The following is a 26,601-nucleotide window of genomic DNA, read 5'->3' as shown; positions in this document are numbered from 1 at the left end:
TGGTCGCACGCGTGGCAGCGTGCGAAGTTTCGGTCGACCCACAAAGGAGGCAACCCTCGATGAGTCTCGGTTGGCGTGCGCGCGACCTTCTCGGCCGCGCGCTGCCCATGCCCGCGCCGCCTCAGGAGGCGGACGAGCTGATGCACGACCAGTGGTTCGCCGATCGGCTCAGCCACGCCGCCGCGCAAGAGGGACGACCGGTGGAGGAGGTCCGCGCGGAGGCGGCCGACTACCTACGGGAGATGGCCGCAAGCCACGGAGCGTTCACGACGAAGAACTGGAGCCGCGCAGGCGACTGGTTCCTGCGTGCGTATGACGTGTTGGTCGACGAGGATCAGATGGCGAAGCTGAAGAAGCTGGACCGCACCAACAGTCTGGCGCTCGCCTTCAGCCACCGTTCCTATCTCGACGGTGTGGCCGTGCCCAATGTGCTGCGTGCCCGGCGATTCAGCCCCACCTTCACCTTCGGTGGCGCGAACCTCGACCTTCCGGTCCTGGGTCAGATCGTCGCCCGCAGCGGCCTGGTCTTCATCCGCCGGTCCACCGGGGACCTCCCGATCTACCGACTGACGCTGAAGTCCTACGTTCGCCAGCTGGTCAAGAACCACCGCAACCTGGCGTGGTCCATCGAAGGCGGCCGCACCCGCACCGGCAAGCTGCGTCCACCGGTGCACGGCATCCTGAAATACATCGTCAACGCGGTCGAGGGGGCCGACCAGATCGATGCGCAGGTCGTGCCGGTGTCGATCGTCTACGACCAGTTGCACGAGGTGGCCGGTATGACGGCCGAGGCGACCGGTGGTCGCAAGAAGCCCGAAAGCCTCGGCTTCGTGGTGCGGTTCGCCGCGCTGCAACGTGCCCGGATGGGCCGGGCCTACCTGACGATCGGTGAGCCGTTCCCCTTGCGTGAACGTCTCGAAGCGCTGCACGCGGACGGCCTGACCACCGACCAGGCGATCGAGCGGATCGCCCTCGACATCAGTCACCGGCTCAACCGGGCCACACCGGTCACCGTCACCGCGATCGTGTGCCTCGCTCTGCTCGGGGAGGACCGCGCGCTCAACCTCGACGAAGTGCTGGAGACGGTGCAACCGCTCGCGTCATACATCGAGGCACGGCGCTGGCCGGTGGCCGGTGCGGCGAACCTGCAGGATCGTTCGACGGTGTGGCGCACGTTGCAAGACCTCGCGATGGGCGGGGTGCTCACCGCCTATGACCGGGGCACCGAGCCGGTATGGCGGATCAGCCCCGACCAGCACCTGGTCGCCGCGTTCTATCGCAACACCGCCATCCACATCCTGGTCGACCGGGCCATTCTGGAGCTGGCGATGCTCACCATCTCCGAACTCGATCCGGACACCGAGCTTCCCGAGGGCGGTCAGTTGCGGGTCGGCTGGGAAGAAGCCAAGCGGCTGCGCGACCTGCTCAAGTTCGAGTTCTTCTTCCCCGGCCGAGACCAGTTCGAGCAGGACCTGCGAGCGGAGTTGCAGATCACGGCCGGCGGAGAGATCGACAAGATCGACCCGGATGCGACCGCACGCATGCTGACTTCGGCCAAACCACATGTCGCGCACCTGGTGTTGCGGCCATTCCTCGACGCCTACCTGGTGCTCGCCGACCGACTCGCCGAGCAAGGTGACGCGACCGTCGACGAGGACGACCTGCTTGCCGAGACGCTGGCGGTCGGCAAGCAGTGGGCGTTGCAGCGACGGATCGCCTCGGCGGAGTCGGTGTCGCTCGAGCTCTACAAGACCGCGCTGGCGCTCGCGCGTCACCGCCAACTGCTGGAAGCCGCCGCCGACGTGGCTGCCCGACGCGAGGCGTTCGCCGCCGAGATCGCCGACTCCGTACGCCGGGTCGCGTTGATCGGCGAGCTGGCCAAGCAGCGCGCCGCCGTCGATCTGCCCACGCACATCGAGCCGAGCGAGTTGCGACCATGAGCGGCCTGTCCCAGCCGGTTCGGAACGCGATCGAGCGGATCGAGGCCGGTCCGCGCGGCCCACAGGTCGGAGCATTCTTCGACCTGGACGGCACCCTGGTCGCCGGCTACACGGGCACCACGTTCTTCGGCGACCAGTTGCGCAAGCGCGAGCTCACCCCGATCGACCTGCTGCGCAGCATCGTCGACGTCGTCGACGGTGAAGTGCTCGGTGGGGACCCGACGAAGATTTCGCAGCGGTTCTTCGCGTCGTTGCGCGGCCAGTCGGAAGAGGCCTACATCGCGGCCGGAGAACGCCTGTTCCTGAGCAAGATCGCCGGCACGATCCGCGCTGAGTCGCGCGCTCTCGTGCAGGCACACTTGGCCATGGGCCACACGGTGGCGGTCGCCTCAGCTGCTACGCCATACCAAATCGCCCCGATTGCAAGGGAACTCGGCATCGAGAACCTCGTCTGCACACGGCTGGTCGTCGAGGACGGTGTGTTCACCGGGGACACCGAGGGACCGATGCTGTGGGGCCGTCACAAGGCCGCAGCGGTGCGCGCCTTCGCCAAGCAGCACGGGCTCGGGCTGCCGGAGTCCTACGCCTACGGCAACGGATACGAGGACGTCGCGTTCCTGTCGTCGGTCGGTTCGCCGGTCGCGCTCAACCCGCACCGCGGGCTGCGGGCGGCCGCGGAGCGCCTGGGCTGGCCGATCCTGAACCTGCGCGACCCCGCCAAGGGTTCACTGACCTCAGTCGTCCGGACGGCTGCCGCGCTCGGCGGGCTCAACGCCGCCGCGTCCGCGGGTATGACGATCGGCCTGCTCAGCGGAGACCGCCAGCGCGGGCTGAACGCCGCGACCGGGCTGACCACCGGCCTACCGCTGGCCCTGGCCGGTGTGTCGCTGGACGTGCTCGGCGAGGAGCGGCTGTGGTCTCACCGCCCGGCGGTCTTCGTTGCCAACCATCAGAGCTCGCTCGACCCGGTCGTCGTGGGTGCGTTGCTCAAACGGGACTTCACCGTCGTCGCCAAGAAGGAAGCCCGGTTCGACCCGCGGGCGCTTGTCGGCGGCCTGCTGCTCGACCCCGTCTACATCGATCGGGCCAACTCGACGGAGGCGCGCGCGGCGCTGGACCCGGTCGTCGAGCGGATCCGCGCCGGAACCTCGCTGATGATCTTCCCGGAGGGAACCCGCTCCGCGACGGGCGCGCTCGGCCGCTTCAAGAAGGGCGCCTTCCACCTGGCGATCCAGGCGGGCGTGCCCATCGTGCCCATCGTGCTTCGCAACACCGGTGAACTACTCGGCAAGCATTCCTTCGTGCTCAAATCGGGACGCGTCGACGTCGCTGTGCTGCCACCGGAGACCGACTGGACGGTGAAGACGATGGACAGGCGAATCACCAAGCTGCACAAGACATTCGAGCAGACCCTTGCCAATTGGCCGGGTCTCGATACGCCCTCCGCTAGCGCTCCGGGCTACTCGACCAGCAAGAGCGGGCAGGAGGACTGATGGCGAGAAGCCACCCGGACGACCTCACGGACCGCGAGCGCTGGGCTGCGGCGGCCGCCTGGTCACATCGCCCGACGTTGGATCCGGTGGAGACCATGCTGTGGCGATCCGAGCGGCACCCGGCCTTGTCGGCGACCAACTGTGTGGTGATCCTGCTCGACGAGGAGCCGGACTGGGAACGTTTCCACGCCGCTTACGAATGGGGCACGGCGCTGGTGCGCCGGTTGCGCCAACGGGTGATGGAACCGGCGGTGCCGACGACCCGCCCGGTCTGGGTCGATGACGACGACTTCGACATCGACCGTCACGTGCATCGCCGCGATCTCGGCGGCGAGGGTCGGGCCGAGGACGTCATACAGGCGGCCGAGGGGATCGCGCTGGCGCCGCTCGACCGCCACCGACCGCTGTGGGACGCCACCTTGTTCACCGGGCTGGCCGACGGAAGCGCGGCGTGCGTGCTGCGGATCCATCACACGTTCGCCGACACGCCTGGCACCGTGCAGTTGATGTCGATGCTGCTGTCTCGCACCCGGGAGCACACCCCGGACAAACCGACCGCGCCGACCGATCGGCCGCGACCGGCACCGAGCGACCCGATCCGCCTGAGCGCAACCGGCGGCATCGGCAGCCTGGTCGGTGCGCCGCGCCACGCGCTGTCTGCCGCGGGCCGCGGGCTGGCCGCCATACGTGATCCGCTGGGCGCCGTGTCGGAGGGCATGCGGTATGCCGCCTCGGTCCGTCGCCTCACTGCCGCAGCTCCGGCGCCGCCTTCGCCGCTGCTCGTCGACCGAGAGGGCAGGGACTGGCAATTCCTCACGCTGACAACGCCGCTCGCGGGCCTGACCACCGTGGCGCACACCGCCGGTGGGTCGCTGCAGGACGTGTTCATCGCAGCAGTTCTGGCCGGGCTGCGGCGCTATCACCAGAAGCACGGCGTCGAACTCGAGGACCTGTCGATGAGCATCCGGGTCTCGCTCAGTCGCGCAGAGGATCCGAGCAGCGGCAATCGCTTCGCCGGCGCAATGATCGCGGCGCCGATCGGCATCGCCGACGCCGCCGACCGGGTCGCCGCCGTGCGTGGTGAGGTGTTGTCCTTGCACACCGAGGAGGCGTTGGACGCGTTGCGCGCCGCCGCGCCGGTGACCGGCGTCCTGCCGTCACAGGTCCTCGTCGCGCTGCAGCGGTCGGGGGCAGTGGCCGACGCATCGGTAGCGGTCAATTCCGGGCCGACCCGGACGTCATACATGGCAGGTGCGCAGGTGACCGGCATCTTCGCGTTCGGCCCCCTGCCCGGAGTGGCGATCGCGGCGTCCCTGCTCAGCTACGTCGACACTGCGTGCATCGCGGTCAACGTCGACGGGCGAGCGGTGAAGGACCTGCCGCTGCTGCGCCGTTGCCTGCAGGAGGGTTTGGACGAGACGCTCGTGCCGGCCTGACCGAGCCGAAGCCGAAACCGATTCGTCACCGCGCGCGGGCGGATGGGATCATGTGCGGCATGACTGAAGCCGCCAACAGCAGCGCACCCCAGATCCCCGACAAGCCGACAGTGGACGGCTTGGAGGACAAGTGGGCTGCTGTATGGCGCGAGCAGGACACCTACAAGTTCGACCGCGAGCGCGCACTGTCGCTCCCCCGCGACCAGGTTTTCTCGATCGACACGCCGCCGCCGACGGCGAGCGGCAGCCTGCACGTGGGCCACGTCTTCGGTTACACCCACACCGATGTGGTGGCGCGCTACCAGCGGATGCAGGGCAAGGAAGTGTTCTACCCGCTGGGTTGGGACGACAACGGCCTGCCGACCGAGCGCCGGGTGCAGAACTACTACGGCGTGCGCGGCGACCACTCCGCGGCATACGACCCCGACTTCACGCCGCTGCGCGGCGCCGAGGGCAAGTCGGTCAAAGCCGCCGACCAGGTGCCGATCAGCCGCGTGAACTTCATCCCGTTGTGTGACGAGCTGACGACCGAGGACGAGGTGGCCTTCGAGTCGCTCTTCCGCCGCCTCGGTGTGTCGGTCGACTGGGGGCAGACCTACCGCACGATCGACGATCGGTCGCGCGCCGTGGCGCAGGAAGCGTTCCTGCACAACTTGGAGCGTGGCCAGGCCTACCAGGCCGAGGCGCCTGGCCTGTGGGACGTGACGTTCCAGTCCGCCGTCGCGCAGGCCGAGCTCGAAGCGCGCGACTACCCCGGCGCGTTCCACCGGGTGGCGTTCCACCACGGCGACGAGAAGATCTACATCGAGACGACCCGCCCGGAGTTGATCCCTGCCTGCGTCGCCCTGATCGCCCACCCGGACGACGAGCGCTACCAGTCACTCTTCGGATCCACTGTGACCTCACCGCTTTTCGGCGTCGAGATCCCCGTGGTCGCCCATCACCTCGCCGAGCCCGACAAGGGCGCCGGCATTGCGATGTGCTGCACGTTCGGTGACCTCACCGACGTGATCTGGTGGCGCGAGTTGCAGCTGCCGATGCGCTCGATCATCACCCGCAACGGCCGCCTGCAGGGCGAGACGCCGGCCTGGATCGCGGGCGGCCCCGGCGAGCAGTTGTATGCCGAGAGCATGGCCACCAAGACCGTCCACTCGGCCCGGGTCGCGATCGTCGACGCGCTGCGCGAGTCCGGCGACCTGGACGGCGAGCCGAAACCGACCCAGCGCAAGGCGAACTTCTTCGAAAAGGGCGACAAGCCGCTGGAGATCGTGACCAGCCGCCAGTGGTACCTCACCAATGGCGGCCACGACGCCGACCTGCGCAAGGCCCTGGTGGCCCGCGGCGAGCAGATCGACTTCCACCCGGCCTTCATGCGCAGCCGCTACACCAACTGGGTCGACGGCCTCAACGGTGACTGGCTGATCAGTCGGCAGCGCTTCTTCGGTGTGCCGTTCCCGATCTGGTACCCCCTGGACGCCGATGGCCAGCCCGACCACGAGCACCCCATCCCCGCCGCGGCGGACACGCTGCCGATGGACCCGGCGACCGATGTGCCGCCGGGTTATACGGCTGAACAGCGAGGAGTCCCAGGCGGATTCGTCGGCGACCCGGACATCATGGACACTTGGGCGACGTCGTCGCTGTCGCCGCAGATCGCCTCCGGATGGCCGGTGACCGGCAATGCCGGTGGCCGCAACGACGCGGAGCTTTTCGCCAAGATCTTCCCGATGGACATGCGCCCGCAGGGCCACGACATCATCCGCACCTGGCTCTTCGCGACCGTGGTCCGCAGTCACTTCGAGCACGACACCGTCCCGTGGACTGATGCGGCGATCAACGGCTGGATCCTCGACCCGGACCGCAAGAAGATGTCCAAATCGAAGGGCAATGCGGTGACGCCCGAGGACGTGCTGACCCAGCACAGTGCCGACGCGGTGCGTTACTGGGCCGCGTCGGGGCGCCTCGGCATGGACGCGGCATACGACGAGAGCCAGATGAAGGTCGGCCGTCGCCTCGCGATGAAACTGCTCAACGCCAGCAAGTTCGCACTCGGCATGGGTGAAGTGGACGGTGACCTCGCGGCAGCGGTGACCGAGCCGCTCGACCTGGCGTTGCTCGCCGGGCTGCACACCCTGGTGGAGCAGGCGACCAAGCACTTCGAGTCGTGGGACTACACGCGCAGCCTGGAGCTGACCGAAGCGTTCTTCTGGACCTTCTGCGACGACTACATCGAGCTGATCAAGGACCGTGCGTATGGCGGGCAGGACGACGCCGCAGCCGCGAGCGCCCGCGCCACGTTGCGGATCGCGCTGGATGTCCAATTGCGTTTGTTCGCACCGTTCCTGCCCTACTCGACCGAGGAGGTCTGGTCGTGGTGGCACCAGGACTCGGTGCACCACGCGCCGTGGCCGGTGACGGATGAGTGCGGGCCGGCGACCGGTGACGCGACGGCACTGCAGGTGGTCGGCGAGGCGTTGGCCGGCATACGTAAGGCGAAGTCCGACGCCAAGCTCGGTATGCGCGCCGAGGTGACGGCACTGACGCTGGCGGCTCCGGCCGATGCACAGGCGCTGGTACGCGCATCCGAGGGAGACCTGCGCGCAGCAGGCAAGGTGACGGGGTCGCTGGACTACAGCGACGCCGATTCCCTGGAGATCCGAGATGCACAGCTCGTCCCGCCGCCGCCTCGGAAGAAGTAGCCGCCCGTAACGAAAGGGTTGCGTTCCTGCGTGCGCTTGATGGCAACGCCGTAAGTTGGAACGGTGGATTCTGGGGAGGGCAAGCCGCCACGGGGGCGGATCGCCGGTTGCTGCTCGTGGGAGCGGGGACGGCACTTGCCCTCATGGTGCTGATCGTCGTCACCACTGCTTCGCGAACCCCGATCCTGCAGCGCCCGGACCGGGATCCGAACATCAACATCCGGCACGCGACCTTCAAGGACCCCACGCCCTCAGGGGCCACCGCTTGGCGGTCGCCCAACCCGGCGGCTCAGCACGGCGCGCACACGCTCGGTGTGGCCATACTCGACATCCTCTTCGGCCTCGTGCTGCTGGGGTTGCTCTGGCTGCTCGTCGCCGTCGCGCTCTCGGTTATCCGCAGGTGGCAGCACCGGTCTCGCACCACGCAACAAGGCGCGCTGGCCGAGGTCGACGACGCGGTGCTCGATGCAGTCACCGAAGCCGCCGGACGTCAGCAGCAGCGCATCCTCGAGGGTGCCCCGTCCAACGCCGTCGTCGCCTGCTGGGTCGATCTGGAGCAGGCGGTCGCGCAGGTCGGGGTCGAGCGCCGGCCAAGCGAGACGTCTGCCGAACTCACCATCCGGGTGCTGGACGCGCTCGACGTGGACCGGCGCGCACTGCGCACTCTCGGTGCGCTCTACCGGGAGGCCCGCTACTCCGCGCACCCGCTCACCGAGCAGGATCGCGCGTCCGCCCAGCGGGCGCTCACGACGCTGCACCGATCGCTGTTGGCAACTACCAGGGACCGCGTATGACGTCCCCTTCGCCCACCGTCGATGCCGACCGCCCGCAAAACTGGGTGCGCCGGATCAGCGCCCTGGTGATTTGCTGGCTGATCGCCTGGGTGTTCACCGCGTGGCTGCACATGCACCCGCAACCCGTCGGACTCCTGGCGGCGCTCGGCACTGTCTTCGCGCTCTGCTGGTGGGCCGGCGACAGGCGCAATGACTGGGACCCCACGAACTGGACCGGCGATCCGATCGGCCGACGACTGCGAACCGGCGCGGACTCCCGGATCAGCTACCTGCGGCGGCTGATCGATGACGCCGCGGTCCACAAGGGCGACGGCGACTCGAACGCCAGCGCCGCCAGTGTGCAGGGCATCCTGCGCGACATCGCGGTCGAGCGGCTCAAACTGCGCGCTGCCGAGAGCGGCGCTGCGCAGCTGCCCGACGACGACACCCTGATCACTCGCTCGGACCCGCGGCTGGCTGACTACCTCCTGGCCGACCCCGCGCCGCCGACTGCCCACCAGACCCTGACCGACATCATCAACCGCATCGAGGCACTGTGAGCCAGCAACCGCCCGTCATCCCGTCCATCACCGAGACCACCGAGCGTGCCGCGCAGATCCTCGATCGTGTCGGCACAGCGGTCGTCGGGAAGCGCGGCGCACTCGAGCTCGTCCTCGCCACCGTTCTCGCCGGCGGCCATGTACTGCTCGAGGACAACCCGGGGCTCGGCAAGACGCTCGCCGCCCGATCGCTCGCTCAGACCCTCGGACTGGATTTCGCACGGGCCCAGTTCACGCCGGACCTGCTGCCTGCCGACCTGACCGGATCGTTCATCTTCGACCAGCGGACTGCCACCTTCGATTTCCGGCAGGGGCCGATCTTCACCGGTCTGCTGCTCGCCGACGAGATCAACCGCACGCCACCCAAAACCCAAGCCGCCTTGTTGGAAGCAATGCAGGAGCGCCAGGTCACGGTCGAGGGCGAGACCTTCCGGCTGCCGCATCCCTTCCACGTCATCGCAACTGCGAATCCCGTGGAGTACGAAGGCACTTACCCACTTCCCGAGGCGCAACTGGACCGGTTCCTGAGCCGGGTCAGCTTTGGCTACCCGACAGCGGAGGAGGAGACCGACGTGCTGCTGCGCCGGATGAGTCGCCACCAGGAGGACATCGCTCTCGAGCCGGTGACCGACTCCGCAGGCGTGCTCGGGATGCAAGCCGCCATCGAGCAGCTCGTCGTCGACGATTCCGTCGTCGACTACTGCGTGCGGCTCGCCGCCGCGACCCGCGAGCACGCGCAGGTGCTGATCGGCGCATCCCCGCGCGGCTCGTTGGCACTGCTGCTCGTCGGCAGGGCGTTCGCGGTCGTCCGCGGCCGGGATTACGTGACCCCGGAGGACGTCAAGACGGTGGCGCTCTCCGTGCTGACCCACCGCGTCACCATCAAGCCGGAGCTATGGATGAGCGGCGTGACGGCCTCCACCGTGGTGCGCGGGCTGCTCAACAACGTGCCGGCACCGGCGACGGCGAAGGCCTGACCGGCCGTGGTGAGCCGCACCACGCGGGTCTCGCACGACAGCACCCGATGGCGCATCACCCCGGCATTCCTACGGGCTGCACTGCTGGCCGTCGTGTTGGTCGGCGCGGCCGTCGGTTTCGGACGGGCGGACCTGCTGGTGCTCGGCACGCCATTGCTGATCGTGACGGTGTGGACGCTCGCCACGCGCCCTCGCGCCATACCCGACATCAGCGGGACAGTGTCGACCACTTCACCGATCGAGGGCAGCACGCAGGCATGGACTGTCCGCATCGACGGCGGCGACTCCGCCGAACAATTCGCGTTGTTCGTCGGTGACCGGCGGATGCTCACAACGACGCCCGATTCGGGTGCGGTGGCCGGCGCCCTCGGTGACGGACGCACCGTGAGCACCCTGCGCTGGCGACCGGAGCGATGGGGCACCCGATACATCCTCGGCACGCGGGTCGCGATCTACGGCCCGTGGGGCGGATATCGCTATGGCACGGCGCGTCTTCCCGGCATCACCATGACGACGCTTCCGGACACTGCTGCGTTCGACAGCAAGCGGGCGCTCCCCCATCCGCAGGGACTCATCGGCGTCAACCGCAGTAATACTCGGGCCGAGGGCACCGAGTTCGCCGACATCCGACTATTCCAGGCCGGCGACCGCCTACGGCGCATCCACTGGCCGGTCTCGGCCCGCACCGGCACGCTGCACGTGCGTACCTCCTTCGCGGAGCAGGACACCGAAGTACTCCTCATCCTCGACGCATCCACCGATTACGCCAGCGTCGACCCGGACGACGACGCGGCCAGCTCGCTCGACCTCGGGGTGCGCGCGTCGGCGGGCCTGGCCACCCACTTCCTCGGCCGTGGCGACCGGGTCGGTCTCGAGGTCGTCGGCGGCATGCACCACGTGCGAGTGCCGGTCGGCATGGGAGTGCTGCATACCCGTCGGGTCCTCGACTGCCTCGGCAGGACCGAGCGTGGGATCGGCACCGGATTTCGGACGGCGGCGGTCCGCACCCGCCTGCGTCCCGGCGGTGTGCTGCTGCTCGTCAGCCCATTGCTCAGCCCGATGCCCCTGGCGCTGGCCGCCAGACTCGCGCAACGCGGCGTGACCGTGCTCGTCATCGATTGCTTCCCGGGTGACCTGCCGGTCGATGACCCGGTGATGTCGCTCGCCGTACGACTTCGGCTGCTGGAGCGCGAGCGCGAGATCCGTGCGATCGAACGCCTCGGAGTGCCAGTCACCAAGTGGCGCGGGGCGGGCAGCCTCGACCCAGCCTTGGCGCGGCTGTCGGCGCGCCCGCAACCACGGATGGTGCGTCGATGAGTCTCTTCCCCAGAATGGACCGCATCGTTCAGTTGCATCGCGACCGAATGCTCGCCCTGGCGGTCGCGCTCACAGCTGCGGTGCTCCTTCTTGTCATGACCGATCTCGTGGGCAGCATGTCGTGGTACGGGTTAGTTGCCACATTGGCCGCCGGCTCGGTCGTGCTCGGCAACAGCGACAGCTTCGCCGGCTTGATCCTGCTGTGCGCGATGGTCCTGCAGTGGATCACCACTGGCGTGGACGCCGGGTCGTGGTGGGTGCTGCCCGCGGCTTGGCTGCTGCTCGTCGCGCACGTAGCCGTGGCCCTGACAGCCAGCGGCCCGGACCAGGCGCCCATCCCCCGCGCCATACTCGCCCTCTGGGTGCCACGCACCATCCTGGTCGGTCTGGCGACGACTGCTGTCGCCGCGCTCGCTCTGCTGATCGAGCCGACAAATCACCAGCTCATCCCGTATGGCGTCGCGGCCGTCCTCATCGCACTCGTCGTCGCGGTCGTGGTGATGATCCGCCTCACCGACGACCCGGACACAGAAACGCCCGGCTCCGGTCAGTGACCGGGTCTCCACCATGCCGAAAGGTCACCGGATGCGATGAGATTGACATTTCACGACATCGGTTGACCTCTCGATGGGGCCGCCGATGAGGCAAGGGCCAACCTCGAGAGGAGTTGAAACGAATGGGCACTCCGCTCGCGCCCGGCACCGTCGTCACCCGTCGCGAGGTGCTACACGGTGAGGTGTGGCTCGAACACCCCGTTACCGTCGTTGCGGATGACGGTGAGACCCTCGCCGTCCGACTTGACCCCGGCTCATGCTTCGAGTTCCCGACCCACCCGTTTGGCCCGCACCTATGGTCGGGCTCACTCCGCGTGGGGCGAAACCGTCGTGCTGCAACTGAACCGCCCAGACCTGATGTACGGCGTCTGGAAGATCTTCGAAGCAGACGGGCGATTCCGTCACTGGTACATCAACTTCGAACATCCCCAGATGCGGCGACGCCTCGCGATCGAGACCGAGGACTACGGGCTCGACCTCATCGTGCATCCCGACGACCTAACGATGGCGCGTCGAAAGGTCAATGAATGCAGTGAGATCGGCGTGTCACGACATCGGTCGACCTCTCACCGGAGCCCTTCCCTCACGGACGACCCGGACACAAAAACGCCCGGCTCCGGTCAGTGACCGGGGCCGGGCGTCGGATGCGAGTTGCGGTGAGCGTCAGGCGGATTCCTTGCGCTGCGTGCGCTTTCGAGCCGGAGGAGCTTCGCGGCGCACGATCGTCGGGTTGACGTTGTCGAGCACGACTTCCCTGGTGATCACCACGCGGGCGATGTCATCGTCGCTGGGGACGTCGAACATCACCGGCAGCAGCACCTCTTCGAGGATTGCGCGCAGCCCGCGAGCGCCGGTGCCGCGCAGCATCGCCTGCTCGGCGACCGCGTCGACGGCATCCTTGGTGAACTCCAGCTCGACGTTGTCGATGTCGAACATTTTCTCGTACTGCTTGACCAGGGCGTTGCGCGGCTCGGTCAGGATCGAGACCAGGCCCTCGCGGTCCAGCGGCTCCACGGAGGTGATGACCGGCAGGCGGCCGATGAACTCCGGGATCAGCCCGAATTTCATCAGGTCCTCCGGCAACACGTCGGAGAAGCCGGTCATCGGGTCCTTGGCGGTCTTCAGGTCAGAGCCGAAGCCCAACCCCTGACGGCCGGTGCGACCCTCGATGATCTTCTCCAGGCCGGCGAACGCGCCACCCACGATGAAGAGCACGTTGGTCGTGTCGATCTGGATGAACTCCTGGTGCGGGTGCTTGCGCCCACCCTGCGGCGGCACGCTCGCGGTCGTGCCTTCGAGGATCTTCAGCAGCGCCTGCTGCACTCCTCACCCGAGACGTCACGCGTGATCGACGGGTTCTCGCTCTTACGGGCCACCTTGTCGATCTCGTCGATGTAGATGATGCCGGTCTCGGCCTTCTTGACGTCGAAGTCGGCCGCCTGAATCAGCTTCAGCAGGATGTTCTCGACATCCTCGCCGACATACCCGGCCTCGGTGAGCGCGGTGGCGTCGGCGATCGCGAACGGCACGTTGAGCATCCGGGCCAACGTCTGCGCCAAGTAGGTCTTGCCACAACCGGTCGGGCCGATCAGCAGGATGTTGGACTTGGAGATCTCGACCGACGGACCGTCCTTCTTGGTCGCCGCGGGCTGATCGGCGGCCTGGATCCGCTTGTAGTGGTTGTAGACGGCCACCGACAGCGCACGCTTCGCGTCGTTCTGGCCGATGACGTACTGCTCGAGGAAATCGAAGATCTCGCGCGGCTTGGGCAACTGCTCCAGGCCGAGCTCGGAGGTCTCGGCGAGCTCCTCCTCGATGATCTCGTTGCACAGGTCGATGCACTCGTCGCAGATGTAGACACCCGGGCCGGCAATGAGCTTCTTGACCTGCTTCTGGCTCTTGCCGCAGAAAGAGCACTTCAGCAGGTCGCCGCCTTCTCCGATGCGTGCCACGTGCCCTCCAGTCGTATGCCGTGCCGGGTAACCCGCGGTGCGGGGTATCGATCAGTTCGTCGGGCCGACGCTACCTTGCGCCGACCGTCGCAGGTTCCATTGAAACCCGGTGTTGCGCAACAAGTCACGCCTGTCCGCTGACAGCGGAATGCGTGATTGCGGTCGCGCGCCGCCATCCCAAATGCCGAGTGACGGCACCCTCGCCGAGCGACAGTCGAATCCGACCGTCAGTCGCCGAAGAAGCCGTCACTCGGCATGGGTTCGTGCGGATGCCGTGATTACTGGGCGGAGGCCTTGCGGCTGCTCAGCACCTGGTCGATGAGGCCGTAGTCCTTGGCCTCTGCGGCGGTGAGGATCTTGTCGCGCTCGATGTCCTGCTTGACCTGCTCCGGCGTGCGGCCGGTGTGCTTGGCCCAGGTCGCCTCCAGCCACTCGCGCATCCGGAAGACCTCGTTGGCGGTGATCTCCAGGTCGGAGGCCGTGCCGCCGGCGCCCTCCATCGACGGCTGGTGGATCAGGATCCGCGCGTTGGGCAGTGCGAACCGCTTGCCCGGCGAGCCGGCACCCAGCAACACTGCGGCGGCGGAGGCCGCCTGACCGATGACGAAGGTCTGCACGTCCGGCTGGATGTACTGCATGGTGTCGTAGATCGCGGTCAGCGCGGTGAACGAACCACCCGGGGAGTTGATGTACATCAGGATGTCCCGGTCGGGATCCTGGCTCTCCAACACGATCAGCTGGGCGATGATGTCATCGGCTGACGCGTCGTCGACCTGCACGCCGAGGAAGATGATGCGGTCCTCGAAGAGCTTGTTGTAGGGGTCCGAGCGCTTCATGCCGTAGGAGGTGCGCTCCTCGAACTGCGGCAGGATGTAACGGCTGCTCGGCTGCGGGGGGTTCACCCCGGCATACGGCGAATTCATCTGTGCTCCAAAGCTGTTGATCATGAGTTGCTCCGGCCCGGTGCGTCGGTCGACCGCTCGAAGACGTGGTCGACGAAGCCGTATTCGAGGGCTTCCTCCGCCGAGAACCAACGGTCGCGGTCGGAGTCCTTCTCGATCTGCTCCACCGTCTGGCCGGTGTGTTCGGCGATCAGCTCCGCCATCTGCTTCTTGATGAAGACCAACTGCTCGGCCTGGATCTTGATGTCCGAGGCGGTGCCGCCGATGCCGCCGGACGGCTGGTGCATCATGACCCGCGCGTGCGGCGTCGCGTAACGCTTGCCCTGCGTGCCGGCCGAAAGCAGGAACTGGCCCATGCTGGCGGCCATACCCATGGCGACTGTGGCGACGTCGTTGGGGATCCAGTTCATGGTGTCGAAGATCGCCATACCCGCGGAGATCGAACCGCCGGGGCTGTTGATGTAGAGCCAGACGTCCTTCTCCGGATCCTCGGCCGCGAGGAGCAACAGCTGCGCGCAGATCGCGTTGGCGTTGTCGTCGCGGACGTCGGAGCCGAGGAAGATGATTCGTTCCTTGAGCAGCCGGTTGTAGATCTGATCGTCCAGGCCCATCTGTCCTTCGGTGGCCATAGACACCTCCTGTGCGTTGCTCACCCGCGTCTCCATCGTTCGTTGGTGATGTGTCATCTCACTGGACCCTAACGTCCCCACCCCTGAACTAAGTCCCCGGTTCGGGCGATGTTCGCCCACGGCGGAATTGTGCTGTGCCCACACGTGCGAAACCCCTCCCACACCTGCAGTGCGGAAGGGGTTTCGTCATACCCATGAGGTATGGCGGAAGGCTGCTCAGACGGTGGCGTCGTCCTTCGAGTCCTCGGAGTCCTTCGACTCATCGGTCGTCTCGTCGTCGGTCGACTCGTCGATCTCGTCGCCCTCGAGCTCTTCGTCCTCGTCGTCGAGCTCGCTCAGGTCGACCTCGTTACCGTCGGTGTCCACGACCTTGATCTCGTCGAGCACCGAGGCCAGCGCCTTGCGGCGGGCGACCTCACCCATGATCGCCGGAACCTGACCCTGCTGGTCGAGCATCTGCGCGAACTGGTTGGGGTCCATGCCGTACTGCTGCGACGACATGACGATGTACTCGATGAGCTCTTCCTGCGACACCTGCACGTCGTCGCGCTCGACGAGCTTGTCCAGGATCAGCTGGGTCTTGATCGACTTGCGGGTCGACTCGTCCACCTCAGCGCGGTGCTCGTCGTCCTCGAGGCGGTCTTCGTTCTCCAGGTGCTGGTGCACCTCGTCCTCGATGACCTTCTCCGGCAGCGGCAGGTCGATGGTCTCCAGCAGGTGGTCCAGGGCCTTGTCGCGCGCCTGCACACCCTGCTCGAAACGCTTGCCCTTCTCGACCTGCTCAGCGACGTCGGCCCGCATCTCCTCGAGCGTGTCGTGCTCGGACGCCATCTGGGCGAAGTCGTCGTCCAGTTCGGGCAGCTGACGCTCCTTGACGGACTGCACCGTCACCGTGACGTCGGCATCCTCGCCCTCGCGGTCGCCGCCCGCGAGCGGGGCGGTGAAGCTCTTGGTGTCGCCGGCCGACAGCCCGGTCAGGGCGTCGTCCAGGCCCTCGAGCATGTTGCCCGAGCCGATCAGGTAGTTGATGCCGGAGACATCGTCGATCTCCTCGTCGCCGATCGTCGCCTTCAGGTCGATGGTGACCGAGTCGCCGTCGGCAGCCGCGCGCTCGACGCCGGCCAGCGTGCCGAAACGCTCACGCAGTGCGTCGAACTCCTTGTCGACGTCCTCGTCGGAGACCTTCAACGGGTCGACCTCGACGGTGATCTGCGAGAAGTCGGGCAGGTCGAACTCCGGCGCGGTGTCCAGCTCGGCGTCGAACTTCAACGGCTGCTCGTCGTCGACGGGCACCTCGGTGACCTCGACCTCCGGCTGACCCATCGGGCGCAACTCGTTCTCGGCCAACGCCTGACTGTAGAAGTTGGGCAGCGCCTCGTTGATCGCCTCCTGCAGCACCGCCGGACGGCCGATGCGCTGATCGATGATCCGAGCCGGCACCTTGCCCTTGCGGAAGCCCGGCACCTGAATCTGGGAGCCGATGGCCTTGTACGCCTCGTCGACGCTCGGCTTCAGCTCCTCGTAAGGAACCTCCACGGAAAGCTTGACGCGGGTCGGACCCAACTTCTCGACGGCACTCTTCACTGCACGGACTCCAAAATGGTGGTGGTCGGCTCCGGCACACGGAGCCAGCTTCGATCGCGGCGCAAGGCACCGCACTAACAGGTAATGCTAGCTGTCGGGGTAGCCGGATTCGAACCGGCGGCCTTCCGCTCCCAAAGCGGACGCGCTACCAAGCTGCGCCATACCCCGTGCTTGCCCGCCGGACACACCGGTTTTGGTGCGCATGCGGGCGGGCAGTAGGCTAACGCCTCGGTTACCGCGACCGCACATCGGCAGTCGTTCCAACCACGCGGGCGTAGCTCAATGGTAGAGCCTCAGTCTTCCAAACTGATTACGCGAGTTCGATTCTCGTCGCCCGCTCGACACGAGAGGGCCGGCGCTTCGCGCCGGCCCTCTCGTGTCGAGCTCCTTACTCTTTTGGGCTGCGCTCCTCCTCCGGCAGAGCTCGCTCGCGCTCGCCCTGCCGGCATCGTCGCTTCGCCGTTGTCCTTCGCTATCGGTTTTGTGGCTCGCTGGCGCTCGCTCTGCTGGCATCGTCGCTTCGCCGGTGTTCTCCGGTTCCTTACTTACTCGTTGGTAGAAATTGGTGGCGCCGATATCGACCCTGCCGCGTCAAGTGTGCGAAGGTGCAAGGACAAGCTGCCGACGTGGGGTCAGCGGCTAACCGAAGGAGATATCCCAATGGGTCTGTTCGACAGCGCCAAGGACAAGATTTCCGATCTGGCCGGGGACAACCAGGACAAGATCGCTGACGGCGTCGACCAGGCGGGCGACGCCGTCGACGACAAGACTGGTGGCAAGTTCTCCGACCAGGTCGACACCGGTCAGGATGCCGCCAAGGACAAGCTCGGCGACCTCTGATCTGCCGCACGCAACATTGAAGGGCCCGGGTGAGAACCCGGGCCCTTTGCTGTGCTCGATTCACTGCGCCCTGACCGGACGCGGAGCTCACTCGCGCCAGATCACCACGACCGCGCGGTCGTCGGCGAGTCCCCCGCTGCCCATGGTGCAGATCCGGGTGGCGGCACCGCGCGCACCGACCGACAGCGCGCGATCGGCATGGCCGAGCATTCGGTCGACGCCCTGCATCAGGTCCATGCCGGGCTGCTCGATGACTCCGTCGGTGAAGAACAACAACGCGTCGCCGCGCTCGAGTCGCCCGCTCACCCGGGTGAAGTCGTCGGCGGACTGCCGGTCGAGTATGCCGAGTGCGATCCCGGAGGCTCCGTCGATCCGCGCGAACCGGCCGGATCCGGCCCGGAAGTGCATGGCCGGTGGATGTCCCGCCGAGCCGATGCTGTAGGCCCCCGTGGCGAGATCGACCGAAGCATGCACGGCCGTCGCGAAGCCCTCGGACCAGCCCTGTCGCATCAGGTAGTCGTTCGCCGCAGGGAGGAACCTGTCCGGCTCCATCGCGCCGAGCAATCCCGCAAACGCCCCGCCCAGCAGCAGCGAACGGGTCCCGGCCGTGCAGCCCTTGCCCGAGACGTCGACCAGCGCCAGATCGAAGCGGTCACGCGTCGGGCAGTTGCCGACCACGAAGTCGCCGGAGAAGGAGTCGCCGTATGCCGGCTGCACGCTCGACTCGACGTTCCAGCCCGCGGGCAGGATCGGCAGCTGGCCCTGGACCCGCAGCCGCTCGCGCAGGTCCATCAGCATCGAGCCGCCGACGGCTGTGGTCACGCCCGCGCGAGTATGACGGCGGTCCACCACCGAGACGACGACCATCGTCGAGGCGAGCACCAGCCCGAGGGCGAACGCCTCCGAGCCGCCGCTGTCCAGTGCGCTCATCAGGTAGACGACGCCGATAGCAGCGAAAACCAGCACTGTGCGCCGGGTGGACAGAACCATGCGCGCCGCGACTGCAAGTGGAATGAACAACGCGAAGGTGACGTCCCGCGGCCACGCGACGGTCGCCAGCCCCAGGACCAGCACCAAGCAGATGAGCGCACCCGTGGCACCACCGGATCCGGGTCGAACAGTCGCCGCCGACGGGCGGGTCAGCCGCCGTGGAGCAAGCGAGAGATCGATGGCCATGTCGGAATCCTGACCCGCCATAGGTGCCAGATCGACAGAATTTACCGACTTCTTACCCATCCCATGCCAAATCTATGGGATAGGGTGCCCCCTCACTCCTGGGGAGGCAGCTGGCCGCTCTTCTCGTAGTCGCTGACCATGTCGATCCGCCGCTGGTGACGCTCGACACCGGAGAACGGCGTCTCCAGGAAGACCTTGACCATTTCCTTGGCTTCTTCGACGGTGTTGAACCGGCCACCGATGGAAATGATCTGCGCATTGTTGTGCTGTCGGGCCAGCTGGGCCAGCTCGGTGTTGTAACACAGGGCCGCCCGCACGCCCTTCACCTTGTTGGCCGCCATCTGCTCGCCGTTGCCCGAGCCGCCCAGCACGATTCCCAGCGAATCGGGCTCAGCGGCAACACCCTCAGCGGCTCGCAGCACGAACACCGGGTAGTCGTCGAGCTCGTCATACGACGCGGCGCCGTGGTCGACCACGTCGTGGCCCTGCTCGCCGAGCCAGGTCACCAGCGCCCGCTGCAGCTCGTATGCCGCGTGATCGCCACCGATGTGCACTCGCATGGTCTGTGTCTCCTCAGCTGAAGTCGGGACCCTTGGTGCGGGTCCTCTTGATCTCGTAGAAACCCGGGGTGCCGGCGACGAGCAAGCAGCCGTCCCACAGCTTGCCGGCCGCCTCGCCCTTGGGTGCCGGGGTCACGACCGGGCCGAAGAACGCCACGTCGCCGATCGACACGACCGGGGTGCCGACGTCCTCCCCAACCAGGCCGATGCCCCGCTCGTGCGAGGTCCGCAGCAACTTGTCGATCTCGTCACCCGGAACGTTGTCGTAGTAGTCGATCAGCTCGGCCGGCAGACCGACCTCTGCGAGAGACTCGACGACAGCCTTGCGCTGACCCTCGTCGGTGCCGCCCATCTCGCCCAGGTGCAGGCGGGTGCCGATGGCGTCATACAACTTCTTGTTGTATGCCGAGCCGTGATCGCGCTCGGCCGCGATGACCACCCGCACCGGACCCCAGCCGCGGTCGAGCAGCTCCCGGTAACTCTCCGGCAGGCCGTCCCGACCCTCGTTGAGCACCGACAGGCTCATCACGCTCCAAGTGATGTCGATCGGGCGGACCTTCTCGACCTCCATCAGCCATCGGGAGGTCATCCATGCCCAGGGGCACAGCGGATCGAAGAACATTTCTGCGGACTGGCGGTCTTCGCCCTTGTCTGTTGTCACGGCGTCAATCGTGCCACTGCGCAGCGTGCGAGGATGACGCACATCCAATCCAAGACTTCGTGATGGAGCTTTCGTAGTGCCCAACACCAACCTCACCCGTGAGGAAGCGCAGCGTCGCGCCGCCTCACTCAGCGTCGAGTCGTATGACGTGGCCCTGGACCTCACCACGGGCCCAGAGACCTTCCGCACCACATCCCGTGTGCGGTTCACGGCGACCGACACCGAGAAGACGTTCATCGACTTCCTCGGGCCGTCAGTCGAGTCGATCACCTTGAATGGCGAATCCCTTGACCCGGCAACGTCTTTCGACGGCGCCCGGATCACTCTCCCGGCGCTTGCCGAGTCCAACGACCTGACGGTCGTCGCGACCGGCGCCTACATGAACACCGGCGAGGGCCTGCACCGCTTCGTGGACCCGACCGACAACGAGGTCTACCTCTACACCCAGTTCGAAGTGGCCGACAGCCGCCGCGTCTTCGCCGTTTTCGAGCAGCCCGACCTCAAGGCGACCTTCGCCTTCACGGTCACCGCACCCGCCCGCTGGGAGCTGATCTCCAACCAGCCCACGCCGAAGCCGGAGGCGGCCGAGCAGACCTACACCGGGCCGACCGGCACCGCCGAGCCTGCTGCGACCTGGCACTTCGAGCCGACGCCGCGCCTTGCGTCATACGTCACGGCGCTGGTGGCCGGCCCGTATGACGTGGTGCGTGACGAGGTGCAGGCGACCGGCCGCACCGTGCCGCTGGCCGTCTACTGCCGCAAGTCGTTGCGCGAATACCTTGACGCCGACAACCTTTTCGCGGTCACCAAGAAGGGCTTCGCATTCTTCGAGGAGCAGTTCGGCGAGCCCTACCCGTTCGCGAAGTACGACCAGATCTTCACGCCGGAGTACAACGCCGGCGCGATGGAGAACGCCGGTTGCGTCACCATCACCGAGACCTACATCTTCCGCACCCAGGTGTCCGAAGCCCTGATCGAGCGGCGCGCGCTGACCGTGCTGCACGAGCTGGCACACATGTGGTTCGGCGACCTCGTCACCATGCGGTGGTGGGACGACCTGTGGCTCAACGAGTCCTTCGCCGAGTGGGCGTCCACCTGGTGCCAGGCCGAGGTCACCGAATGGGACACCGCGTGGACCACCTTCTCCAGCTCGGAGAAGACCTGGGCCTACCGGCAGGACCAGCTGTCCTCCACGCACCCGGTCTACGCCAACATGCGTCACCTCGAGGACGTCGAGGCCAACTTCGACGGCATCACCTACGCCAAGGGCGCCTCGGTGCTGAAGCAGCTCGTGGCGTATGTCGGCATCGAGCCCTTCGTGGCCGGATTGCGTTCGTATTTTGCGAAATTCAAGTGGGGCAACACCACGTTCGACGACCTGCTCGGTGAGCTGGAAGCGACCTCGGGCCGCGACCTGTCCAACTGGCGCGAGCTGTGGCTGAAGACCTCCGGCGCGAACATCCTGCGCCCGGTTGTCGAGGTCGACGACGCAGGTGTCATCACCAAGCTGCAGATCGAGCAGACCGCTCCGGCCGGCTACCCGACGCTGCGCCCGCACCGGCTGGCGATCGGCAGCTACCGCCTGGCCGGCGGCACGCTGACCGCGCAGGAGTCGATCGAGGTCGACGTGGACGGAGAGCTGACCGACGTCCCGAAGCTGGTCGGCAAACAGCTGCCGGACCTGTTGCTGGTCAACGACCAGGACCTCACGTACGCCAAGGTCCGCCTCGACCCGCAGTCGCTGGAGACCGTGCTCGCGAACCCTGCCGGCATCGCCGACTCCCTCACTCGGGCAGTCGTTTTCGGCGCTCTGTGGGACATGACGCGGGACGGCGAGCTCGACCCGCGCACGTACATCCGTTACGCCCTGGACGCGCTTCCGGCCGAGACCGACTCCAACCTCCGCCAGGGGCTGGTGTCGCAGGTGACCGGGGCGACCACGGCATTCCTGACCTCGGGCGCCGTCGGCAACACCACGTCGTTCCTGCGTCCGGAGCACCGCGCTGAAATCGCCGACGAGGTGACGAAGGCGTTCCGCGCGCTGATGACTGGTGCAGAGCCGGGCAGCGACGCCCAGCTGCAGTTCACCCAGGCCTTCGCACGGTTCGCGCACCACGCGGACGACGTGTCTTACCTGCGCGGATTGCTCAGTGGCGCAACCGTTCTCGCAGGTCTGCCGCTCGACACCGACATGCGCTGGACCCTGTTGACCGCACTGGCCGCCGCCGGCGCGGCCACGGACGCAGAGATCGACGAGCAGCTCGCCGCGGACAACACAGCTACCGGCATCGCACGTGCCGCCGGTGCGCGGGCGACCTACCCGACCGCTGAGGCGAAGGCCAAGGCCTGGAGCGACCTGGTCGACTCCGACACGCTGCCGAACGAAACGGGTCGCGCGGTCGCACTGGGCTTCGGTCGGGTGCACGACACCGCTCTGCTCGAGCCGTATGTCGAGCGCTATCACGCAGCGTTGCGCGAGGTGTGGGACTCGCGCACCTACGCGATGGCCGCGGGCATCGTGAAGTTGCTCTACCCGATCGCGCTGGCCAGCCAGGAGCTGATCGACGCGACCGAGGCGTGGCTGGCGGCCAACCAGGACGCACCCGCCGGCCTGGTCCGTCTGGTCGCCGAGAACCGCGACATCGTGCGCGTCTCACTGACCGCGCAGGCTCACAACGCCTGAGCTTTTGCTCTCCGCTCCTCGCACGTCGGGTGACGGTACGGCTCACAAGTTCGCTTGTGCCGTCACCCGACGTGGTCGTCGCGGCGCGGGCGTCAGCTTGTCGTCATCTTCAGTTGATCTCGCCTGCCCCCCGCGTTGACGAGCATCTGCCGACTCGCCGAGATCGACTCGCACCACCAGCAATTCGCTGCCCAGCACCTGCACCTGTATGGCGTTGAACGCGCGCAACGGGTGCCATGCCGTCAGCCGACGCTGCACCGCGACCGGGTCCAAGTGGGCTGACGTTCGACGCGGTCACCCGTGGAGAGCAACCCGACGCAAGCGGTTGGCCAGTCTGTTGGACGCCTACGTGCACCGGGCACTGGGCGAATAGCCCAGGTCAGCGGTCGCCGCGGCGAGTTACCGCACGGATCAACCGTTTTGCACGCCGGGAGACCATCAGGTCGTCCAGGGTGGTCGGCCTCCGGTCGGGTCCACTCATCGGCAGTCGCCAGTTGGGATACTCCTCGTCGGTGCCCGGCTGGTTGATGGTGCGGACGTCACCGGCGAGGTCGTTGACCGAGACGCCGAGCAGCTTGCTCGGCGACCAGGTGAGGAACTTGTGTAAGGCGTCGACTTGATCATCGACCGACGTTCCCGGACGCAACAGACCCCGTGAGCGCAACTCGTCGAGCACCGCTTCGCGCTGCTCGCGGTCGATCTTCAGCTCCTCCTCCAGCGGACGGGTCAACAAGCCCAGCTCGTGCCGCACGTTGATGTGCTCGCCCTGCAAGTAGCCGGCAGTCGGCGGCAGGTCGTGGGTGGTGACGCTGGCCAGCGCCAGGCTGCGGTAGGTCTCCGGCGGCTTTGGCCCGCCGTCTTCGGTCCGCTCGAACCAGAGGATGGACGTGCCGAGCACCCCACGGTCGGAGAGGTAGTCACGCACCCAATCCTCAGTGGTGCCAAGGTCTTCGCCGATCACGACGGCTCCGGCGCGGTGCGCCTCGAGCGCCAGGATGCCGACCATCGCCTCGTGGTCGTAGCGCACGTAGGTGCCCTCGAGCGGCTTCTTGCCCTCCGGCACCCACCACAACCGGAATAGACCCAGGATGTGATCGACCCGAAGCCCGCCGGCCATCCGCAGGCTGGTGCGCAGCAGATCGCGGTATGCCGCGTAGCCGGTCTCAGCAAGGCGGTCCGGGCGCCACGGCGGCTGGCTCCAGCTCTGCCCGAGCTGGTTGTAGTCGTCCGGTGGCGCGCCGACCGACATACCCTTCGCGAGCACATCGGCGAGTGCCCACGAGTCGGCTCCCCTCGGGTGCACACCGACGGCGAGATCGTGTATGACGCCGAGCGACATTCCGGCGGCACGCAATTCGCGCTGGGCGTCGAGGAACTGCGACTGCACGACCCACTGCATCCAGCAGTAGAAATCGACGTCCTCGGACAGCCGCTCCCGCTCCTTCGCCACGGCGTCGCTGCTCGGGTCATGTAGCTCGGCCGGCCAGCTGGGCCACTCGGTCCCGCGGTCAGCAGCGATCGCGCACCAGGTGGCGAAGTCGATCAGCGGCTGGCCCTCCCGCTCACAGAAGCTCTCCAGGTCACGGCGCCGTCGGTGGGTGCTCTCGGTGCGGAAGATCATCCGCAGCGCCGCCTGCTTGGACTGCCAGCTGCCGTCGCGATCCAGGTGGTCCAGCTTGTTCAGTCGGCGCGCATCGTCGCTGTGCCACTCGACGAGCTGATGCTGCGCGGCCGACAGGTAGCCGAGCTCGGCTACCTCCTCGACCCGGATGTAGAGCGGGTTGACGAAGCGTCGGGTCGTCGGCAGGTATGGCGAGGGCTCCATCGGCGGGACCGGCTCGGCGGCGTGGATCGGGTTGACCAGCACGAAGTCGGCGCCCTGCCGTGCCGCCCAGGTCCCCAGCTCGGCCAGGTCCGCGACATCACCCAGACCCCACGAACGCTCGGAGCGGACCGAATAGAGCTGTGCGGTCAGCCCCCAGGCACGGTCGTGCGCCAGCGCGGCCGGCAACTCGAGCCGCTCCGGTGTGACGATGATCGTGGCCGCGGCGTCGCGCCCGGCGTCATACGTCACCTGCAACTGGTGGTAGCCGAGCGGCAGGTCTCCGGGCAGCTCGACGGTGACCTCGCTGGTCGGCAGCCCATCGATATCCCGGATCTCAGCTGGCCGGTCCATCGGTCGCAGGTCGCGAATCGTGCCATCTTCCAGCGTGATTCGTGCCTCAACGGAGTCGCCCTCGGGAACGTGAACGGGCACCCAGGGCGTCCAGTTCTCCCGCATGACGATCACCGGCGGCAGGACTCGGCGCCAGGCCTCGAGGTCCTTGTCAGCGAGCGCCTGCTCGGTCGTGGCGTCGTCGGCAGCGTCGACGTCGATCGCCGCCAGCACCTCGCGGATGGTGTCGGTGCCAACGGTGACGTGGTTGCCACGCCAGTCCCAGTATTCGGTCGCGACGCCGTGAGCGCGGGCGAGACGAGCGAGTGCATCGGAGGGGGCTTCGGGCATGGGAGCAGTGTGTCAGAGGCGGTTTGCCAGACCGTGGCGGCAGGCCGTAATGATGGGCACATGCCACTGCGATTTGCTGCCATCGACAAACAGTCGACCCTTGACTGGGCGGTTGGCGCACCACTGATGATCGTCTGCATCATCGTCGGCGCCATCGTGCTGCGCTGGATCGTCGTCCGAGCGATCGATCGAGCAGTTCACGCGATGGAGAACCGAGAGACGCCCGAACGCTCGACTCGAGCCGGACGGGCACTCCGGCGGGCCACGGGACTCGACTCACAGCGGCGCAAGCAACGGGCCGCGACGATGGGGTCGATCCTGCGATCGGTCGCCACGATCCTGATCTTCGGCATCACGGCACTGACCGTCATGGCCCGACTCGGTGTGCCATTGGCGCCACTCCTCGCCTCGGCCGGAGTCGGCGGTGTCGCGCTCGGTTTCGGTGCACAGAGCCTGGTCAAGGACTTCCTGTCCGGCATCTTCATGATCATGGAGGACCAGTACGGCGTGGGTGACGTCATCGACACCGGGGAGGCCATCGGCACGGTCGAGGAGGTGACCCTGCGCGTCACACGGTTGCGCGACGCACAGGGAGTCGTCTGGTACGTCCGCAACGGCGAGATCCTGCGCATCGGCAACAAGTCGCAGGGATATGCGACGACCTTCGTGGACATCCCGATCGGCATCGACCAGTCCACTGAGAAGGCGCTGCGGGTGCTGCGCCGGGTTGCCGCTGAGGTCGACGACGAATCTCCCTGGAAGGAAAGGCTGTTGGAAGAGCCGGTGGTCGCCGGCGTGGAGTCGATGGCCAATGGTGCGGTGACGCTGCGGATCATCGCGACGTGCGTGCCGAACGAGCAGTACGGCGTGGCGAGGAGATCCGCGAGCGCGCCAAGATGGCTCTGGACGAGGCCGGCGTGCGTGGGCCACAGCTGCCGCCATACGGCCCGACGATCGGCACCTGAGAGGATCTGGAAGTGAGTTTCTACGACGAGGTCGGCGGGCACGAGACCTTCCGGAAGTTGGTGCACGAGTTCTACCTCGGAGTCGCCAAGGACGAGCCGCTCAAGGCGATGTACCCCGAAGAGGACCTCGGCCCGGCCGAGGACCGGCTGCGGATGTTCCTCGAGCAGTACTGGGGCGGTCCGACGACCTACAGCGAGCAGCGCGGCCACCCGCGGCTGCGGATGCGGCACGTCCCGTATGTCGTCACCCCTGCCCAGCGCGACCGCTGGCTGCTGCACATGCTGAACGCAGTGGACACCCTCAATCTCGACGAGTCACACGACGCGATGCTGCGGGACTACCTGACCCGCGCGGCCTATTCGATGGTGAACAGCTGGGACGAGTGATTCGGAG

At 67.1% G+C, this 26,601-nt stretch carries 22 protein-coding genes, 2 tRNA genes and 1 pseudogene; 15 read left to right on the top strand and 10 right to left on the bottom strand.

Annotation, left to right across the window (positions count from 1 at the left end):
* Positions 1–59 precede the first annotated feature (59 nt).
* The 10 genes from ACFQDH_RS12120 to ACFQDH_RS12075 all read left to right on the top strand — a co-directional run bounded on the left by ACFQDH_RS12120 (position 60) and on the right by ACFQDH_RS12075 (position 12,376).
* A complete protein-coding gene (locus ACFQDH_RS12120; RefSeq protein WP_382401612.1) occupies positions 60–1,940 on the top strand; it encodes a lysophospholipid acyltransferase in 1,881 nt (626 codons plus the stop codon).
* Positions 1,937–3,433 (top strand): HAD-IB family hydrolase, encoded by a 1,497-nt coding sequence (locus tag ACFQDH_RS12115; protein ID WP_382401610.1) that lies wholly within the window; start codon positions 1,937–1,939, stop codon positions 3,431–3,433. The genes ACFQDH_RS12120 and ACFQDH_RS12115 overlap by 4 nt, the downstream gene beginning before the upstream one ends.
* A complete protein-coding gene (locus ACFQDH_RS12110) occupies positions 3,433–4,869 on the top strand; it encodes a wax ester/triacylglycerol synthase domain-containing protein (RefSeq protein WP_382401608.1) in 1,437 nt (478 codons plus the stop codon). Before ACFQDH_RS12115 ends, ACFQDH_RS12110 begins: the two co-directional genes overlap by 1 nt.
* Positions 4,870–4,928: 59 nt before the next feature.
* Positions 4,929–7,568, top strand: coding sequence for a valine--tRNA ligase (valS, locus tag ACFQDH_RS12105; RefSeq protein WP_382401606.1), 2,640 nt, complete (start codon positions 4,929–4,931; stop codon positions 7,566–7,568).
* A 116-nt stretch (positions 7,569–7,684) separates the two neighbouring features.
* Positions 7,685–8,362, top strand: a complete 678-nt coding sequence (locus ACFQDH_RS12100) for a DUF4129 domain-containing protein (protein ID WP_382404854.1) — start codon at positions 7,685–7,687, stop codon at positions 8,360–8,362.
* Positions 8,359–8,901, top strand: a complete 543-nt coding sequence (locus tag ACFQDH_RS12095) for a hypothetical protein (protein WP_382401604.1) — start codon at positions 8,359–8,361, stop codon at positions 8,899–8,901. The genes ACFQDH_RS12100 and ACFQDH_RS12095 overlap by 4 nt, the downstream gene beginning before the upstream one ends.
* On the top strand, positions 8,898–9,878 hold the full coding sequence (locus ACFQDH_RS12090) for an AAA family ATPase (RefSeq protein ID WP_382401602.1): 981 nt from the start codon (positions 8,898–8,900) through the stop codon (positions 9,876–9,878). The genes ACFQDH_RS12095 and ACFQDH_RS12090 overlap by 4 nt, the downstream gene beginning before the upstream one ends.
* A 6-nt stretch (positions 9,879–9,884) precedes the next feature.
* Positions 9,885–11,195, top strand: a complete 1,311-nt coding sequence (locus ACFQDH_RS12085) for a DUF58 domain-containing protein (protein WP_382401600.1) — start codon at positions 9,885–9,887, stop codon at positions 11,193–11,195.
* The gene (locus ACFQDH_RS12080) at positions 11,192–11,749 is read left to right on the top strand and encodes a hypothetical protein (protein WP_382401598.1); all 558 of its coding nucleotides are present in this window, start codon (positions 11,192–11,194) and stop codon (positions 11,747–11,749) included. The genes ACFQDH_RS12085 and ACFQDH_RS12080 overlap by 4 nt, the downstream gene beginning before the upstream one ends.
* 216 nt (positions 11,750–11,965) lie before the next feature.
* Positions 11,966–12,376: a ribonuclease FAU-1 family protein gene (locus tag ACFQDH_RS12075; RefSeq protein WP_382404853.1), complete on the top strand. Its 411-nt coding sequence runs from the start codon at positions 11,966–11,968 to the stop codon at positions 12,374–12,376.
* Positions 12,377–12,412: 36 nt separating this feature from the next.
* Here the strand turns inward: ACFQDH_RS12075 and clpX are convergent.
* The 5 genes and pseudogenes from clpX to ACFQDH_RS12050 form a co-directional block, all read right to left on the bottom strand.
* A pseudogene (clpX, locus tag ACFQDH_RS12070) lies at positions 12,413–13,701 on the bottom strand (ATP-dependent Clp protease ATP-binding subunit ClpX).
* Between the two features lie 278 nt (positions 13,702–13,979).
* The gene (locus ACFQDH_RS12065) at positions 13,980–14,648 is read right to left on the bottom strand and encodes an ATP-dependent Clp protease proteolytic subunit (protein ID WP_382401596.1); all 669 of its coding nucleotides are present in this window, start codon (positions 14,646–14,648) and stop codon (positions 13,980–13,982) included.
* Entirely contained in the window at positions 14,645–15,268 is a 624-nt protein-coding gene (locus ACFQDH_RS12060; protein ID WP_382404852.1) for an ATP-dependent Clp protease proteolytic subunit, read from the bottom strand. The genes ACFQDH_RS12065 and ACFQDH_RS12060 overlap by 4 nt, the downstream gene beginning before the upstream one ends.
* Before the next feature lie 180 nt (positions 15,269–15,448).
* The gene (gene tig / locus ACFQDH_RS12055; RefSeq protein ID WP_382401594.1) at positions 15,449–16,816 is read right to left on the bottom strand and encodes a trigger factor; all 1,368 of its coding nucleotides are present in this window, start codon (positions 16,814–16,816) and stop codon (positions 15,449–15,451) included.
* Between the two features lie 94 nt (positions 16,817–16,910).
* Positions 16,911–16,984 (bottom strand) — tRNA-Pro (locus tag ACFQDH_RS12050).
* Positions 16,985–17,084: 100 nt separating this feature from the next.
* On the opposite strand from ACFQDH_RS12050, the gene ACFQDH_RS12045 reads away from it, so the two are divergent.
* A tRNA-Gly gene (locus ACFQDH_RS12045) sits at positions 17,085–17,155 on the top strand.
* A gap of 321 nt (positions 17,156–17,476) precedes the next feature.
* On the top strand, positions 17,477–17,656 hold the full coding sequence (locus ACFQDH_RS12040; RefSeq protein WP_382401591.1) for an antitoxin: 180 nt from the start codon (positions 17,477–17,479) through the stop codon (positions 17,654–17,656).
* 87 nt (positions 17,657–17,743) lie between these two features.
* Here the strand turns inward: ACFQDH_RS12040 and ACFQDH_RS12035 are convergent, their stop codons facing one another.
* The 3 genes from ACFQDH_RS12035 to ACFQDH_RS12025 form a co-directional block, all read right to left on the bottom strand.
* Complete coding sequence (locus tag ACFQDH_RS12035; RefSeq protein ID WP_382401589.1) at positions 17,744–18,832, bottom strand: PP2C family protein-serine/threonine phosphatase; 1,089 nt, start codon at positions 18,830–18,832, stop codon at positions 17,744–17,746.
* Between the two features lie 92 nt (positions 18,833–18,924).
* Positions 18,925–19,392, bottom strand: coding sequence for a ribose-5-phosphate isomerase (locus ACFQDH_RS12030; RefSeq protein ID WP_382401587.1), 468 nt, complete (start codon positions 19,390–19,392; stop codon positions 18,925–18,927).
* A 13-nt stretch (positions 19,393–19,405) separates the two neighbouring features.
* On the bottom strand, positions 19,406–20,014 hold the full coding sequence (locus tag ACFQDH_RS12025) for a mycothiol-dependent nitroreductase Rv2466c family protein (RefSeq protein WP_382404851.1): 609 nt from the start codon (positions 20,012–20,014) through the stop codon (positions 19,406–19,408).
* 115 nt (positions 20,015–20,129) lie between these two features.
* Between ACFQDH_RS12025 and pepN the strand changes: the two genes are divergently transcribed.
* Positions 20,130–22,736: an aminopeptidase N gene (pepN, locus tag ACFQDH_RS12020; protein ID WP_382401585.1), complete on the top strand. Its 2,607-nt coding sequence runs from the start codon at positions 20,130–20,132 to the stop codon at positions 22,734–22,736.
* A gap of 42 nt (positions 22,737–22,778) precedes the next feature.
* Here the strand turns inward: pepN and ACFQDH_RS12015 are convergent, their stop codons facing one another.
* Positions 22,779–23,009 (bottom strand): hypothetical protein, encoded by a 231-nt coding sequence (locus tag ACFQDH_RS12015; RefSeq protein WP_382401583.1) that lies wholly within the window; start codon positions 23,007–23,009, stop codon positions 22,779–22,781.
* A 106-nt stretch (positions 23,010–23,115) separates the two neighbouring features.
* Positions 23,116–25,242, bottom strand: coding sequence for a 4-alpha-glucanotransferase (gene malQ / locus ACFQDH_RS12010; protein ID WP_382401581.1), 2,127 nt, complete (start codon positions 25,240–25,242; stop codon positions 23,116–23,118).
* A 60-nt stretch (positions 25,243–25,302) separates the two neighbouring features.
* Here malQ and ACFQDH_RS12005 point away from each other — a divergent pair, with 60 nt between their 5' ends.
* Entirely contained in the window at positions 25,303–26,223 is a 921-nt protein-coding gene (locus tag ACFQDH_RS12005; protein WP_382401579.1) for a mechanosensitive ion channel family protein, read from the top strand.
* Positions 26,220–26,594 carry a globin gene (locus ACFQDH_RS12000; RefSeq protein ID WP_382401577.1) on the top strand — a complete coding sequence of 125 codons (375 nt, stop codon included), beginning with the start codon at positions 26,220–26,222 and terminating at the stop codon, positions 26,592–26,594. Before ACFQDH_RS12005 ends, ACFQDH_RS12000 begins: the two co-directional genes overlap by 4 nt.
* Positions 26,595–26,601: the final 7 nt, after the last annotated feature.

It is taken from the genome of Flexivirga alba, assembly GCF_042661025.1.
In the GTDB taxonomy this organism is placed as follows: Bacteria; Actinomycetota; Actinomycetes; order Actinomycetales; family Dermatophilaceae; genus Flexivirga; species Flexivirga alba.
The sequence above is the reverse complement of the archived record's forward strand: the minus strand, read 5'-3'. Positions and strand labels throughout refer to the sequence as shown.

What these genes read in the sequence shown, in the direction of transcription:
- ACFQDH_RS12115 (WP_382401610.1), top strand. Translation starts at nt 1,937, where the DNA reads ATGAGCGGCCTGTCCCAGCCGGTTCGGAACGCGATCGAGCGGATCGAG.
- valS (WP_382401606.1), top strand. Translation starts at nt 4,929, where the DNA reads ATGACTGAAGCCGCCAACAGCAGCGCACCCCAGATCCCCGACAAGCCG.
- ACFQDH_RS12065 (WP_382401596.1), bottom strand. Translation starts at nt 14,648, where the DNA reads ATGATCAACAGCTTTGGAGCACAGATGAATTCGCCGTATGCCGGGGTG.
- ACFQDH_RS12120 (WP_382401612.1), top strand. Translation starts at nt 60, where the DNA reads ATGAGTCTCGGTTGGCGTGCGCGCGACCTTCTCGGCCGCGCGCTGCCC.
- ACFQDH_RS12040 (WP_382401591.1), top strand. Translation starts at nt 17,477, where the DNA reads ATGGGTCTGTTCGACAGCGCCAAGGACAAGATTTCCGATCTGGCCGGG.
- ACFQDH_RS12110 (WP_382401608.1), top strand. Translation starts at nt 3,433, where the DNA reads ATGGCGAGAAGCCACCCGGACGACCTCACGGACCGCGAGCGCTGGGCT.
- ACFQDH_RS12075 (WP_382404853.1), top strand. Translation starts at nt 11,966, where the DNA reads ATGACGGTGAGACCCTCGCCGTCCGACTTGACCCCGGCTCATGCTTCG.
- ACFQDH_RS12095 (WP_382401604.1), top strand. Translation starts at nt 8,359, where the DNA reads ATGACGTCCCCTTCGCCCACCGTCGATGCCGACCGCCCGCAAAACTGG.
- ACFQDH_RS12025 (WP_382404851.1), bottom strand. Translation starts at nt 20,014, where the DNA reads ATGTTCTTCGATCCGCTGTGCCCCTGGGCATGGATGACCTCCCGATGG.
- ACFQDH_RS12060 (WP_382404852.1), bottom strand. Translation starts at nt 15,268, where the DNA reads ATGGAGACGCGGGTGAGCAACGCACAGGAGGTGTCTATGGCCACCGAA.
- ACFQDH_RS12035 (WP_382401589.1), bottom strand. Translation starts at nt 18,832, where the DNA reads ATGGCCATCGATCTCTCGCTTGCTCCACGGCGGCTGACCCGCCCGTCG.
- ACFQDH_RS12080 (WP_382401598.1), top strand. Translation starts at nt 11,192, where the DNA reads ATGAGTCTCTTCCCCAGAATGGACCGCATCGTTCAGTTGCATCGCGAC.
- ACFQDH_RS12030 (WP_382401587.1), bottom strand. Translation starts at nt 19,392, where the DNA reads ATGCGAGTGCACATCGGTGGCGATCACGCGGCATACGAGCTGCAGCGG.
- malQ (WP_382401581.1), bottom strand. Translation starts at nt 25,242, where the DNA reads ATGCCCGAAGCCCCCTCCGATGCACTCGCTCGTCTCGCCCGCGCTCAC.
- ACFQDH_RS12005 (WP_382401579.1), top strand. Translation starts at nt 25,303, where the DNA reads ATGCCACTGCGATTTGCTGCCATCGACAAACAGTCGACCCTTGACTGG.